This is a genomic window from Enterobacter cloacae subsp. cloacae ATCC 13047, assembly GCF_000025565.1.
In the GTDB taxonomy this organism is placed as follows: domain Bacteria; phylum Pseudomonadota; class Gammaproteobacteria; order Enterobacterales; family Enterobacteriaceae; genus Enterobacter; species Enterobacter cloacae.
On record NC_014121.1, the window covers coordinates 2,939,407 to 2,954,356 of the forward strand.

Consider the following 14,950-nt stretch of genomic DNA (forward strand, 5'->3'; position numbering starts at 1 on the left):
TTCTACTTTCATTCGAAATTAAATTTGTGCTCTCCGTCACCTTGTTATTAGAATGTTTCAAAACGCAGTGACCCAGGAGCACAGTATGACCGTTAAAGTTATCGTCACCGATATGGACGGAACTTTCCTTGATGATGCCAAGCAGTACGATCGTGACCGCTTTCAGGCACAGTTTGAGCAGCTTAAAGCCCGTAATATTGAATTTGTTGTCGCCAGCGGTAACCAGTATTACCAGCTCATCTCCTTCTTCCCGGAACTGAAAGATCAGATCTCCTTCGTGGCGGAAAACGGTGCGCTGGTCTTCGATCACGGTGAACAAATTTTCCACGGCGAGCTGACGCGTCATGAGTCGCAAATCGTTATTGGCGAACTGCTGAAAGACAAAGGGCTGAACTTTGTGGCCTGCGGTCTCGACAGCGCTTACGTCAGCGACCAGGCCCCCGAGGCGTTCGTGGCGCTGATGTCAAAGCACTATCACCGCTTAAAGCGTATCAGCGACTACCGCGACATTAACGACGTGTTGTTTAAGTTCTCCCTGAACCTGCCGGACAGCGATATCTCGAATCTGGTCGATAAACTGCATGTCTCCCTGGACGGCATTATGAAGCCGGTCACCAGCGGCTTTGGTTTTGTCGATTTGATTATCCCCGGCCTGCACAAAGCCAATGGCATCAGCCGTCTGCTGAAACGCTGGAAAGTCTCCCCGCAGGAGTGCGTGGGTATTGGCGACAGCGGCAATGACGCGGAGATGCTGAAGCTGGTGAAATACTCCTTTGCAATGGGCAACGCAGCCGAAAGCATCAGAGACGTAAGCCGCTATAGCACCGACGACAACAACCACCAGGGCGCGCTGAACGTTATTCAGGCGGTGCTGGACCACCACTCCCCGTTCGACGCCTGATTCCCTTCCTGCCGGAGCCGCGCTCCGGCCCCCCCTCACTCTTTTTCCATCCTGTGCTACCCGTCAAGTTTTTAAACTTGCATTAACCAATTTTTAACTTAAAGTATCATTTGTAGACATTTTTACTTTCGAATGAAAGATGCGAGGCAGTTATGACGTTTACCAGTGAAACTTTGCCGGCGGATCACAAAGCCGCAATCCGTGAGATGAAGCGCGAGCTACGGGCGCAAATCGGCGATGTGCAGGCGGTGTTCGATAAGCTCAGCGATACCATCGCGACCCGCGTGGCGGAAATTAACGCCCTGAAAAACAAAGGCGAGCCCGTCTGGCCGGTGATCCCGTTTGCGGATGTGAAAGATGGCACCATCACATCCGCGCAGCGTGAGGCGATCAAACGCCGGGGTTGCGCGGTAATAAAAGGTCATTTCCCGCGCGAGCAGGCGCTGGCATGGGATCAGTCGATGCTCGATTACCTCGATCTCAACCAGTTTGATGAAGTCTATAAAGGGCCCGGCGATAACTTCTTTGGTACCTTAACGGCGTCTCGCCCGGAGATTTACCCTATCTACTGGTCACAGGCGCAAATGCAGGCGCGCCAGAGTGAAGAGATGGCGCAGGTGCAGTCGTTTCTGAACCGTCTGTGGACATTCGAGAGCAACGGCAAACAGTGGTTCGACCCGGACGTCAGCGTGATTTACCCGGATCGCATCCGCCGTCGTCCACCGGGCACCACCTCGAAAGGGCTGGGCGCGCATACCGATTCCGGTGCGCTGGAGCGCTGGCTGCTGCCCGCCTATCAGCAGGTTTTCGCCCGCGTCTTTGATGGCAACGTAGAGAAATACGATCCGTGGAATGCTGCACACCGTACTGAAGTGGAAGAGTACACCGTGGATAACACCACCAAATGTTCGGTGTTCCGCACCTTCCAGGGCTGGACGGCGCTGTCGGACATGATCCCGGGCCAGGGGCTGCTGCACGTGGTGCCAATCCCGGAAGCGATGGCTTATATTCTGCTGCGTCCGCTGCTGGATGACGTGCCGGAGGACGAACTGTGCGGCGTCGCGCCGGGGCGCGTTCTGCCGGTGTCAGAGAAATGGCACCCGCTGCTTATCGAAGCGCTCACCAGCATTCCGGCACTGGAGGCGGGCGATTCGGTGTGGTGGCACTGCGATGTGATCCACTCCGTCGCGCCGGTTGAGGATCAACAGGGCTGGGGCAACGTGATGTACATTCCTGCCGCGCCGATGTGCGAGAAGAACCTCGCCTACGCGAAGAAGGTGAAAGCGGCGCTGGAAACCGGGGCATCACCGGGTGATTTCCCGCGCGAGGATTATGAAAAAACCTGGCAGGATCGCTTTACCGTGGCCGATCTCAATATCCACGGCAAGCGTGCGCTGGGCATGGCTTAACTGTCGTACAGCCCTTCCCGCTCAACGGCGGTGCGTCGTTTCCCCTGACGTATCCGCCGGACCGATTCCCGTACGGTCAGGGTGCCGTTAAGCAATAGCGTGCCTGACGGCGCCTCCGGGCGCATCAGCCGCTGCTGGAGCATATGTACCGCTTCGGTGCCCAGCTCATCACGCGGGACATGCACCGCGATCCTGAATGGCCGCCAGATTAAAGCCGTCAATGCTCATCACCGAAATATCCTGCGGCACGCGTAACCCCTGTTTTTGCAGGGCGCTGATGGTGCCCGCCGCCATAAAGTCACCACCCACCAGAAACGCAGTCGGCAAGTCTTTCCCCTGCATGCGGCTCAGCCAGTCGGTGACCAGTTGCTCTGTTTCGCGAGCGCTGAAGCTCGGCGCCACCAGCAAATCGCGTTTATCGTTGAACTTCAGGTTGTGCGACTGCCATGCATCGCGGATCCCCGCAAGGCGCAGCTCCATGGTGTAACGCCGCAGGCACAACACATTCATCACCTCACGGTGTCCCATTTCAAACAGATAGTCCGCCGCCCGCTCGCCAATGGCCCGATGGTCCGGCGCGACAGCAGGCAGGCGCATATGCCGGTCGCGGCAGTTAATCAGCATGCAGGGTTTACCGACATCCACTGCCAGGTCGTGGATATGCGGATCGTCAATCCCGAGGAGGATGGCGGCCTGGGTGTCCGGCTCGTTCATTCGCGCCAGAAACTGCTGGGCGTCGCTGTCGTTCTCCTCCAGCGCGCAGTAACGCAGGCGAACATCGTACGAGGCCAGACCTTTGCTTACGCTCTGGATCACACGGTAGTAAAAGATGTCAGACCGCTCGTCAAAGGCGCGCTGTGGGGCGAAGACAACGAGACTGTTGAGCAGCAAACGGCCCGCAGCCATTCCGTCCAGCACTCCCAGCTCGCGCGCGCATGCCAGCACCTTCGCACGTGCTTTTTCACTGGTATTCGCCTTCCCGGCAAGGACCCGCGAAACGGTGCTGATTGAGAGCTGAGTCCGGGCAGCGATTTCGGTGATTTTTAGCCTTTTGTCCATTTTGTGATCTGGCTCCATTTGCGAAATGACAAAATTTTCATAGCGTGGATATCAGGCAATAGCTGATGTCAAAGCCATGATGCCAAATGATGTCGCTCAGTTATGAGAAATTTTGCACAAAATCCACTATTGCCCTCTCATTTTCTCCCTTAAGGTGAACTTGTCACACAACTTCCATACTAGTTGTATAGCAACTTGAAGCGGTAAAACAGATAACAATCAACGTCATAAACCTGTGTGACACCTGAACTTCCGTCCCCTTACCGTCCGTCTTGTGGAGAGTAAAATGAGTCAGGACATTAATAACACCGTTGCGGCAAGCAAAACCCGTCGCGTCATTAAAAACCTGCGCTGGTATGTGCTGGTGCTGTTCTTACTTGGCGTCACCGTTAACTACATCACCCGAAACTCACTCGGGATCCTCGCCCCGGAACTGAAAGAGAGCCTCGGGATCACCACCGAGCAGTACTCCTGGATCGTCGGGGCATTCCAGATCGCCTACACCATTTTCCAGCCTCTGTGCGGCTGGCTGATCGACGTGATCGGCCTGAAGATTGGCTTTATGATTTGCGCCGGGATCTGGGCGCTGATGTGTATTTTCCACGCGGGTGCCGGGAGCTGGCTGCACCTTGCCATCCTGCGCTTCTTTATGGGGGCTTCTGAAGCCGCCGCCACGCCCGCAAACGCCAAAACCATTGGTGAATGGTTCCCGAAATCGGAACGTCCTGTGGCAGCCGGCTGGGCCGGTGTGGGCTTCTCCATTGGCGCGATGCTGGCTCCGCCTATCATCTACTTCGCGCACGCCTCGTTTGGCTGGCAGGGCGCGTTTATGTTCACCGGCGTGCTGGCGCTGCTGTGGGTGCTCCTGTGGTGGGCGTTCTACCACAATCCGGAGCAGCACCCGAACCTGAGCAAAGACGAGCTGGCGTTTATCAAGCAGGATAACGAACCGCCTGCGGTAAAACTGCCCTTCCTGACCGCACTGAAAACCGTCTCAAAAAACAAACGCTTCTACGGTATCGCCATCCCGGCCTTTATGGCGGAACCGGCCTGGGCGGTACTGAGTTTCTGGGTGCCGCTGTATCTCGCCAAAGAGCACGGCATGGATCTGAAGCAGATCGCGATGTTTGCCTGGCTGCCGTTCCTGGCCGCCGATCTCGGCAGCGTGGCAAGCGGTTACCTCACCCGTCTGTATACCCGCCTGTTTGGCTGCTCCCGCGTCAACTCCGTGGTGGCAAGCTCCGTCACCGGCGCGTTCCTGATGATCTCTCTGGCCGTCGTCGCCATTACCCGCGACCCGTACATCACCATCGTGCTGATCTCCATCGGCGGTTTCGGGCATCAGATCATCTCCTGCATGCTCAGCGCCCTGGTGGTGGAGTCGTTCGATAAAGGCCAGATGGCGACCGTTAACGGTATGCGCGGCTCGGCGGCGTGGATCGCCAGCTTCCTGTTCTCGCTGTTGATTGGTGTGACCGCCGACAAAATCGGCTTCAACCCGCTCTTTATTGCCATGGGTTTCTTTGACCTGATTGGCGCTGTTTTCCTGGTGGCATTTATTGCTGAACGTCGCGCCAAGCGCGCCTGATAGTGGATGTATTGCATATGAAAACCCTGAAAAACTGGACCGTCGATAAGCAGTCGGCCAACCATCTGGAACTGCTGGTGGATAACCAGCACCGCCTGTGCCTGTATGTGCTGGAAGAGAACCTGTTCCGCGTACTGATCAAACGTAAAGGTGAACTGGCGCTGGACCGCACCTGGAGCATCGCTCCGGAAGAAGATGTGCCGTGGGAAGGCCGTCGTCGCGACGATCTGAGCGGCTTCACCTGCCCTGCCTGGACGCTAAGCCAGCAGGATGAGGGGCTGACAATTGCTACCGAACAGCTGCGTGTGACCGTTCATCAGCCGCTGTGGCTGGAGTGGCATTATCGCAATGACGCCGGTGAGTGGCAGCCGCTGGTCAATGACCGTCCGACCAGCGCCTATCTGCTGAACGCTCACGGCGACGGGGTGGCACACTACCTGAGCCGTCGCAAGGACGAGCGTTTTTACGGCCTGGGTGAGAAAGCGGGCGACCTGCAGCGCAACGGTAAGCGCTTCGAGATGCGCAACCTCGACGCCATGGGCTACAACGCGGCCAGCACCGACCCGCTGTACAAACACATCCCGTTTACCCTTACCCGCCGCGATGACGTGAGTTACGGCCTGTTCTACGACAACCTGAGCAGCTGCTGGCTGGATCTGGGCAACGAGATTGATAACTACCACACCGCTTACCGTCGCTGGCAGGCGGAAGCGGGTGATATCGATTACTACCTCTTTACCGGCAAACGGGTGCTGGACGTCACCAAAGCCTTTGTGCGCCTGACCGGGAAAACGCTGTTCGGGCCGAAATGGAGCCTGGGCTACAGCGGGTCGACCATGCACTACACCGACGCGCCGGACGCGCAGAATCAACTGATGAATTTTATTCGCCTGTGCGAAGAGCATGCGATCCCGTGCGACTCGTTCCAGCTCTCATCGGGTTATACCTCAATCAACGGCAAGCGCTATGTCTTTAACTGGAACTACGACAAAGTGCCGCAACCGAAGGTGATGACCCAGGCATTCCACGATGCGGGACTGCGGCTGGCGGCAAACATCAAGCCGTGCCTGCTGCAGGACCACCCGCGCTATAGCGAAGTGGCGGAAAACGGCCTGTTCATTCGTGATTCAGAAACCGATGCACCAGAACGCTCCAGCTTCTGGGATGACGAAGGTTCCCACCTCGACTTTACCAACCCGCAGACGGTGAAATGGTGGCAGGAAGGAGTCACCACGCAGCTGCTGGAGATGGGGATCGACTCCACCTGGAACGATAACAACGAATACGAAGTGTGGGACGGCGAAGCGCGCTGTCATGGTTTTGGCAAGGAGATCGCCATCAAACACATCCGCCCGGTGATGCCGCTGCTGATGATGCGCGCCTCGCTGGAAGCGCAGCAGCGGTTTGCCCCGGAAAAGCGCCCGTATCTGATCTCCCGTTCCGGCTGCGCCGGGATGCAACGTTACGTTCAGACCTGGAGCGGCGATAACCGCACCAACTGGGATACCCTGCGCTATAACATCCGCATGGGGCTGGGCATGAGCCTGTCCGGGCTGTTTAACGTTGGTCATGACGTGGGCGGTTTTTCTGGCGACAAACCCGACGCCGAGCTGTTTGTCCGCTGGGTGCAGAACGGCGTGATGCACCCGCGTTTTACCATTCACTCGTGGAATGACGATCACACGGTAAACGAGCCGTGGATGTATCCGGGCGTCACCCCCGCTATTCGCGGTGCTATTGAGCTGCGCTATCGTCTGCTGCCGTATCTCTACACCCTGCTCTGGCAGGCGCATGCCGATGACGAACCGATGCTGCGCCCAACCTTCCTCGACCACGAACACGATGCGCAGACCTTTGAAGAGTGCGACGAGTTCCTGCTGGGCCGGGACCTGCTGGTGGCAAGCGTGGTGGAGGCCGGACAGCGCGAGCGCCGTCTCTGGCTGCCGGATAACGAAACCGGCTGGTACGATTTTTACACCCACGCGTGGTACGCGGGCGGGCAGTGGATCGCTCTGGATGCACCGCTGGAAAAACTGCCGCTGCTGGTGCGCGCCGGTGCCGGTCTGCCGCTCAGCGAACGCATCACTCACGTCAGCGCGGAAAAAGACGACACCCGCGAACTGAAGCTGTTCCCGGTCAAAGGCGTGGGTACCAGCACCGGTCTGCTGTTTGAAGATGACGGTGAAAGCTGGGGCTATCAGAACGGCAATGCGCTGTGGGTAGAGTGGGAAATGGTGTGCGATGGGGCAACCATCAATTTGAAGATCACTGCGCGCGGAGATTATCGTCCGGCGTGGAAAGCACTGAAGGTGTCATTACCGGCGGGGGAAAAACGCAGGCTGCTTGTGAATGGGATTGAAGGGAGTGAGTGGGTGATGTAGTGCGGCCTGATGCCCTCACCCTAACCCTCTCCCACAGGGAGAGGGAACAGAACGTAGGCCGGGTAAGGCGAAGCCGCCACCCGGCTTTTTTTAGTTCTCGATACCTTTGCTGCGCAGGTAATCTTCATAGTTACCGGTGAAGTCCACCACGCGCTCTGGCGTAATTTCAATCACGCGGGTCGCCAGCGAGCTGACGAACTCACGGTCGTGAGAAACGAAGATCAGGGTGCCCTGGTACATCTCCAGCGCCATGTTCAGCGATTCGATAGATTCCATATCCAGGTGGTTGGTCGGTTCGTCCATCACCAGAATGTTCGGTTTTTCCATCATCAGCTTGCCGAACAGCATGCGGCCCTTCTCTCCACCGGAGAGCACTTTGGCAGGCTTCTTGATGTCGTCCTGGCTGAACAGCAGACGCCCCAGAATACTGCGCACCGCCTGCTCATCGTCGCCTTCCTGCTTCCACTGGCTCATCCAGTCGAAGACGGTCAGGTCGTTTTCAAATTCATATTCATGATCCTGCGCGTAATAACCAATTTGCGCGTTTTCGGACCATTTCACGCTCCCGTTGTCCGGCTGCAGTTCGCCGACCAGGGTTTTCAGCATGGTGGATTTACCCACGCCGTTGGCACCCAGAATGGCGATCTTCTCGCCCACTTCCAGCAGCAGGTTGAAGTTTTTAAACAGCGGGCCTTCATCAAAACCTTTGGTAAGGGCTTCCACTTCCAGCGCGTTACGGAACAGTTTCTTGTCCTGCTCGAAACGGATGAACGGGTTCTGACGGCTGGAAGCTTTAACTTCTTCCAGTTTGATTTTGTCAATCTGGCGGGCACGCGATGTTGCCTGACGGGATTTAGAGGCGTTGGCGCTAAAGCGGCTGACGAAGGATTGCAGGTCCGCAATCTGCGCTTTCTTCTTGGCGTTATCCGCCAGCAGACGTTCACGCGCCTGGGTGGCCGCCGTCATGTATTCGTCGTAGTTGCCCGGGTAAACACGCAGCTCACCGTAATCCAGATCCGCCATGTGCGTACACACCATGTTCAGGAAGTGACGGTCGTGCGAGATGATGATCATGGTGCTGTCACGGTCGTTGAGCGTCTGCTCCAGCCAGCGGATGGTGTCGATGTCCAGGTTGTTCGTCGGTTCATCGAGCAGCAGAATGTCCGGGTTAGAGAACAGTGCCTGCGCCAGCAGCACACGCAGCTTCCAGCCAGGTGCCACTTCGCTCATTGGGCCGTAATGCTGTTCGACCGGAATGCCCACGCCCAGCAGCAGCTCGCCCGCACGCGCTTCTGCAGAATAACCGTCCATTTCGCCGTATTGCGTCTCCAGATCGGCCACTTTGTAGCCATCTTCTTCGCTCATTTCGGCCAGAGCGTAGATACGGTCGCGCTCCTGCTTCACTTCCCACAGCTCCGCGTGCCCCATGATCACGGTGTCGAGCACGGTGAACTCTTCAAAGGCGAACTGATCCTGACGCAGTTTACCGATGCGCTCGTTGGGATCGAGCGACACGTTGCCGAGCGTCGGCTCCAGGTCACCGCCGAGGATCTTCATAAAGGTGGATTTACCGCTACCGTTGGCACCAATCAGGCCGTAACGGTTGCCGCCGCCAAATTTGACGGAAATGTTTTCGAACAGCGGCTTACTGCCAAACTGCATAGTGACGTTGCTGGTAACTAACACGGGGAGATTCCTGCGAAAAGTGTGATAAACACGGCATTATGCCACAATTCCGAATTGAGATCCTGTGTTGCGACGCTCCGCTAAACTTTAACAAAATCGAAAAAAATGTGATTTCGTACACATCTGAATTCCCTGTTAGCGGGAATGCACATATAATGCGCTCCCATCACAGATTCAGACTTATCAACTCACGCCTGAATGGCTTAGATACCTCGCACAACATGAACATGAAATTAACAACGCTTTTTGCGGCGGCGTTAGCCGTAGTAGGTTTTTGCAAAACCGCTTCTGCGGTGACTTATCCGCTGCCGACAGACGGTAGCCGTCTGGTGGGTCAAAACCAGGTGGTGACGGTGCCTGAGGGTAACACTCAGCCGCTGGAGTATTTCGCAGCACAGTACCAGCTGGGCCTGTCTAACATGCTGGAAGCGAACCCGGGCGTTGACCCATACCTGCCAAAAGCAGGTACCGTTCTCAATATCCCTCAGCAGCTGATCCTGCCGGATACCGTTCATGAAGGTATCGTGATTAACAGCGCGGAGATGCGTCTGTATTACTATCCGAAAGGCACCAACACGGTAATCGTGCTGCCAATCGGTATCGGTCAGCTGGGTAAAGATACCCCGCTGAACTGGACCACCAAAGTTGAACGTAAGAAAGCAGGCCCAACCTGGACCCCAACGGCGAAAATGCACGCGGAATACATCGCGGCAGGTGAACCGCTGCCAGCCGTGGTTCCAGCAGGCCCGGATAACCCAATGGGTCTGTACGCCCTGTACATCGGCCGCCTGTACGCCATCCACGGTACCAACGCTAACTTCGGTATCGGCCTGCGCGTAAGCCACGGCTGCGTGCGTCTGCGTAACGACGACATCAAATTCCTGTTCGAAAACGTGCCGGTAGGTACCCGCGTCCAGTTCATCAACGAACCGGTTAAAGCGACCTCTGAGCCGGATGGCAGCCGTTACATTGAAGTGCACAACCCGCTGTCCACCAGCGAAGACCAGATCAACAATAACGAAATCGTGCCGATTACGCTGACCAGCGCGGTGCAGTCCGTGACCTCTCAGCCGGACGTGGAAACGACTATCGTTGACCAGGCTGTGCAGAACCGTTCCGGTATGCCGGTGCGTTTGAACTAATCGCGACACAGCGAAAAAAGCGGGCTTCGATGCCCGCTTTTTTTTATCCGTTATTCACGATCACAATCCCGCCGTGGTCGTAACGATAATGACAGTGCGCATACTCCAGCGGCGTGCCATCTTCCAGATAGATCACCTGCTCCACCTCCAGCACCGGGTCGCTCTCCTCGCAGACCAGATGCTGCATATCCAGCGCATTCGGCTTTAGCGCCCGCACCACGCGGTACGATCCCATGATTTTCAGCCCCAGCGTCTCCTGCACATAGCGAAACACCGAGCTTTCAAGATGGCTTTTGTTCAGGCCGGGCACCAGGTTGAGCGGCATTACGGTCGCGTCCAGCGACATGGGCTCACCATTAAGCAAACGCAGACGAATGAAGTCATAGACCGGCGTATCGGCATTGATCATCAGCGAGGCCTGCTCTTTTTCGTTCGGGAAGCGCAGTTCAAAATGCACCACCTGGCTCGTTACCGTGCCCAGATGCTCCCAGGTTTTGGTCGCGCCAAAGTAGTCGCTGCCGGAGAGATCCCACTGCGACAACTGAAGGAAGTTTTTGCGGATGAACGTCCCCTGCCCCTGACGGGTATATACCAGCCCTTCAACGATCAGCTGACGCATGGCCTGCTGAATGGTCATCCGGCTGGTATTGAACTCCGCCGCCAGCGCAAACTGGTCCGGCAGGGGTTCATTGGCGGCATACTGCTGGCTGATGATGCGTTTTTTGATTTCACGCGCTATGGTGATGTACTTCGCCGCCATCGTCCTTCCTTCTGTTTAATGTTCTATCCCGCTGTTTTTCAACGCCACTCGCTCGGCAATTTTGAGGAAAGGCAGGTAGAAGAATACACCAAATACGATGATTGCCAACTGCACCACCACCGCCCGCCAGTCCCCCGCGGTTGCCAGCCAGGCGCTCAGAATTGGCGGCGTGGTCCACGGGATCATCACCACGCAGCGCGACATTAATCCCAGCGTGGTGCAGAGCCAGGCGAAGTAAATGCCAATGGCGGGCAACAGGACAAACGGGATCATTAAAGGCAGGTTAAATACAATCGGCAGGCCGAAAATCACCGGCTCGTTGATATTGAACAGACCCGGCGCCAGCGACAGACGTGCCACCTGTTTCGCCGATTGTTGCCGCGAGAAGATAAAAATGGCGATCAGCAGTGAAATGGTGCTACCGGTACCGCCCACCATGCCAAAGGTCGGCACGAAGATGTTGTTGATGATGTGCGGGATCGGCTGGCCGTTGGCAAAGGCCAGCATGTTCTCATTGGTATTAATCAACAGGAACGGCTCCAGCACCACGCTGTTGACTACCGACTGATGAATACCCAGCGTGAAGAGGAAGTTACCAAAGCTGTAGATAAAAATCGTCCCCGGCAGGCTGGTATTGATGAGCCGCAGCGGCTGCTGGATAAAGGTGGTGATCAGGTGAATCAGATCCGTATGCAATACGTTCGCCAGCAGCGCGGCCAGAACGGCAAACAGTGAGAGCGTCAGGATGGTCGGGATCAGGGCGCTAAAAGATTTACTGACCGCCGGCGGCACGTTTTCCCCCAGTGATATTTGCAGCGCCTTGAGCCGCGAGATGGCGATAAACAGCTCCGTCGAGAGCAAGCCAATCAGCACCCCGGCGAAAATCCCGGTCGAACCAATGTTGGCGAAGGTCAGCACCTGGGTGACATTCACCGTGGTGTCGCTGCCGACGGGCGTGAGCTGCAGACGCATCGGCATCATGATAATAAAGCTGCTGACAGCGATAACCACTGCCGAGACCGGATTGTCGAAATCCTTGTTGCGCGCCAGCGACCAGGCAATCATCGGTGCCAGCAGCAGCGCGGCGATATTCAGCGTGCCATTGATGATCGCCTCGCCCCATACCTTGAAGTGCGTGAGCGTGTCGCCGTCAAAAATCCATGGGAACACCACATTGTTCACCAGCACCGCCAGTCCGGCGAGGATGAAAATCGGCATCACCGTGGCGAAGGCATCGCGCAGGGAGCGAAGATGCACCTGGTTTGCCAGGCGCGCCGAGAACTCAACAAATTTATCGACATAGGACTGCATATGCGGTGTGATTTTTGTTTCAGACATAGCGGATAGTTCCCATCAATCAGTCACAAAAACGGCCCGGCAGCGTACGGCTTACATCTCGCGTCCGTTGGTATGGATAACCTGTTTTAACCACGCGTAGCTCTTCTTCGGCACGCGTTTCAGGTCTTTAAGGTCGTGGTTTTCACGGTTGACGTAGACCACGCCGTAGCGCTTACGCATGTCACCCTGGGAGCTCAGAATGTCGATCAGACCCCAGCCGAGATACCCCATCACCTCAGCGCCATCCTCGAACATGGCGGCTTTCATCGCCTCGATATGCGCCCGGTGATAGTCGATGCGGTAGGTATCCTCAATCGGGTTCACGCCATCCCAGGATTCAATCACGCCAATGCCGTTTTCAATCGGGAACACCGGCATGCGCCAGTCGTTGGCGTAGCGGGTGATGATGGTGCGAAAACCGAGCGGATCGATTTGCCAGTTCCATTCGGTGGCTTTCAGGTACGGGTTATTTTTATCGCCGTACAGCAGATAATTGTTCACCGGAGTTCCCTGCGGAATGGCATCGCTGTCCAGCGTTTTACTGGCGTAGTAGCTGAAAGCCATAAAGTCGTTTTGGGTTCTTGCGAACAGCCCCAGATCCTCGGCACGGTAGATATCGCCAAACCCTTCCTGCTCCACCACCGCCATCACCGCCGGGCTATAGCCCTGACCAGCAAAGACGCGCAGCAGGTTCTGGTTGAGGAATTCGTCGTACTGCTGGGCGCAGAAGATATCGCGCGGTTTGCAGGTGGCCGGGTAAACCAGCTGGTGCGCCAGCATACCGCCCATCAGCTGACCCGGTTTTGTCTGGTGCAGATATTCGGTCAGCGTCATGTGCGCCACCATGGTGTGATGCTGCAACTCGTACAGCTCGCGCAGGGTTTTCTCACCTTTCATGTAACCGGAAATACGAAACGCTTCCGGCATATGGAAGATGTTCTGTTCGTTGAAGGTCAGCCAGTACTTCACGCGGTCGCCGAAGCAGTCGATCATCTTTTTGCCATAGCGGATAAAGGCATCCATGACGCGACGATCGTTAAAGCCGTTGTACTCCTGCGCCAGCGCCAGCGGCATATCGAAGTGATAAAGGCAGATCATCGGCTCGATACCGCGGGCGATGAGATCGTTAATAAAGCGGTCGTAAAAGGCGATGCCTTCATCGTTGAACTCGCCGTCGCCCTGCGGACAGACCCGGCTCCAGGAGATTTGAAAGCGGTAGCAGTTCATGCCCAGATCCTGCATCAGGTCGAAATCTTCCCGGTAGCGGTGGTAGGAATCGGTCGCCACTTTCCAGTCGGAGATGTTTTCCCCCGCTTCGCGAATGTCGTACACCGACATCCCCTTCCCGCCCTCATTCCATGCCCCTTCCGTCTGCATACTGGATACCGAATTGCCCCATAAAAAGTTGGCTGGCAGTGATTGATTCATGGTCTCTCCCTATATGACTAGTCATTTAAATTTCATGACTAGTCATATAGGCGAAGATGTAAAAGCGATCAAAGAGGAGGATCGAATTTTGTGAGCAGAGCGGGAAAAAAAGCCCCGGTGAGCGGTGCGCCACCGGGGAAAGGAGGGTTATTGCTGTGCGAGCTGATTACGACGATATTCCCCCTGCCGCTCCAGCATCCAGCCCGGATATTCGCGCGGCAGTGCGCTGACGGCATCAAGCTGTTTCAGCTCGTCTTCACTTAAACGGATCCCCGTTGCGGCGATGTTGTCATCCAGTTGATCGACGCGTTTGGCACCAATAATGACGCTGGTCACCACCTTCTGATGCAGCAGCCACGCCAGGGCGATTTGCGCGACGGAGACACCTTTGCTTTCGGCGATAGTGCGCATCACATCCACACAGTCGAAGGCGCGCTCTTTTTCCACCGGCGGGAAGTCAAACTCCAGACGACGGCCACCGGTTTCACTCTGCCCGTCGCGGCCATATTTCCCGCTCAGCAGGCCACCCGCCAGCGGGCTCCAGACCATCAGCCCGACGCCTTCGCTCTGCATCATTGGTACCAGTTCGCGCTCCAGATCACGCCCGGCGATGGTGTAATAGGCCTGCAGCGACGCGAAACGGGCCAGACCCAGTCGCTCGGAAATGCCCAGCGCTTTGGCGATCTGCCACGCGGCCCAGTTAGAGACACCGATGTAGCGCACGTGGCCGTGCTGCACCAGGTTATCCAGGGCATAAAGCATCTCTTCCATCGGCGTTGCGGGGTCGAAACCGTGAAGCTGGTAGAGATCGATATGGTCGAGCTGCATACGGCGCAGGCTCTCTTTCACGCTGCTGATAATGTGATAGCGTGAGCTGCCGCGTGAGTTCACCCCCGCCGTGCCCGTTTCGCCAAACACTTTGGTGGCAACCACCACGTTTTCGCGCGGAATTTTCAGGTTCTTGAGTGCCTGGCCGGTGATCTCCTCCGAGCGGCCTTCGGAATAGACGTTCGCGGTGTCGATGAAGTTGATCCCGGCATCCAGCGCACGGCCCACCAGCTGCTCGGCTTCACTTTGCTGCAGCTGGCCAATCTTGCCCCACATGCCACCTTCACCGCCGAAGGTCATGGTGCCAAGGCACAGTTCAGAAACAAACAGACCGGTATTGCCCAGTTTTTGATAACGCATAAGATAGTCCTCACATGTCGTTTGATGGGTGCCTGATAGTTATACCCGCGCCCTGGCCAACGCGAATGTG

Annotated in this window: 10 protein-coding genes and 1 pseudogene; 5 read left to right on the plus strand and 6 right to left on the minus strand. The window is 56.5% G+C overall.

What is annotated here, in order from left to right:
* The first annotated feature begins 85 nt into the window (after positions 1-85).
* Together ECL_RS14200 and ECL_RS14205 are read left to right on the plus strand one after the other, a co-directional pair.
* A complete protein-coding gene (locus tag ECL_RS14200) occupies positions 86-901 on the plus strand; it encodes a Cof-type HAD-IIB family hydrolase (RefSeq protein ID WP_013097443.1) in 816 nt (271 codons plus the stop codon).
* A gap of 152 nt (positions 902-1,053) precedes the next feature.
* Entirely contained in the window at positions 1,054-2,310 is a 1,257-nt protein-coding gene (locus ECL_RS14205; RefSeq protein WP_013097444.1) for a DUF1479 domain-containing protein, read from the plus strand.
* Here the strand turns inward: ECL_RS14205 and ECL_RS14210 are convergent.
* Positions 2,307-3,369, minus strand: a pseudogene (locus ECL_RS14210) (LacI family DNA-binding transcriptional regulator). The gene ECL_RS14205 and the pseudogene ECL_RS14210 overlap by 4 nt on opposite strands.
* Positions 3,370-3,655: 286 nt before the next feature.
* Between ECL_RS14210 and ECL_RS14215 the strand changes: the two are divergent.
* Together ECL_RS14215 and ECL_RS14220 are read left to right on the plus strand one after the other, a co-directional pair.
* Positions 3,656-4,957 carry an MFS transporter gene (locus ECL_RS14215; RefSeq protein ID WP_013097445.1) on the plus strand — a complete coding sequence of 434 codons (1,302 nt, stop codon included), beginning with the start codon at positions 3,656-3,658 and terminating at the stop codon, positions 4,955-4,957.
* Between the two features lie 17 nt (positions 4,958-4,974).
* Entirely contained in the window at positions 4,975-7,338 is a 2,364-nt protein-coding gene (locus tag ECL_RS14220; protein ID WP_013097446.1) for a glycoside hydrolase family 31 protein, read from the plus strand.
* 90 nt (positions 7,339-7,428) lie between these two features.
* Here ECL_RS14220 and ECL_RS14225 read toward each other — a convergent pair whose 3' ends face one another.
* A complete protein-coding gene (locus ECL_RS14225; protein WP_013097447.1) occupies positions 7,429-9,024 on the minus strand; it encodes an ABC-F family ATPase in 1,596 nt (531 codons plus the stop codon).
* Positions 9,025-9,245: 221 nt separating this feature from the next.
* Here ECL_RS14225 and ldtB point away from each other — a divergent pair, with 221 nt between their 5' ends.
* Positions 9,246-10,166, plus strand: a complete 921-nt coding sequence (gene ldtB / locus ECL_RS14230) for a L,D-transpeptidase (RefSeq protein WP_020689864.1) — start codon at positions 9,246-9,248, stop codon at positions 10,164-10,166.
* Positions 10,167-10,209: 43 nt separating this feature from the next.
* On the opposite strand, the gene ECL_RS14235 is transcribed toward ldtB, so the two are convergent.
* The 4 genes from ECL_RS14235 to ECL_RS14250 form a co-directional block, all read right to left on the minus strand.
* Positions 10,210-10,926, minus strand: a complete 717-nt coding sequence (locus tag ECL_RS14235; protein WP_013097449.1) for a GntR family transcriptional regulator — start codon at positions 10,924-10,926, stop codon at positions 10,210-10,212.
* Between the two features lie 15 nt (positions 10,927-10,941).
* Positions 10,942-12,264 carry a PTS sugar transporter subunit IIC gene (locus ECL_RS14240; RefSeq protein WP_013097450.1) on the minus strand — a complete coding sequence of 441 codons (1,323 nt, stop codon included), beginning with the start codon at positions 12,262-12,264 and terminating at the stop codon, positions 10,942-10,944.
* Between the two features lie 51 nt (positions 12,265-12,315).
* Positions 12,316-13,692, minus strand: coding sequence for a glycoside hydrolase family 1 protein (locus ECL_RS14245; RefSeq protein WP_013097451.1), 1,377 nt, complete (start codon positions 13,690-13,692; stop codon positions 12,316-12,318).
* Positions 13,693-13,839: 147 nt separating this feature from the next.
* Positions 13,840-14,880: an aldo/keto reductase gene (locus tag ECL_RS14250; RefSeq protein WP_013097452.1), complete on the minus strand. Its 1,041-nt coding sequence runs from the start codon at positions 14,878-14,880 to the stop codon at positions 13,840-13,842.
* Between the last annotated feature and the right edge of the window lie 70 nt (positions 14,881-14,950).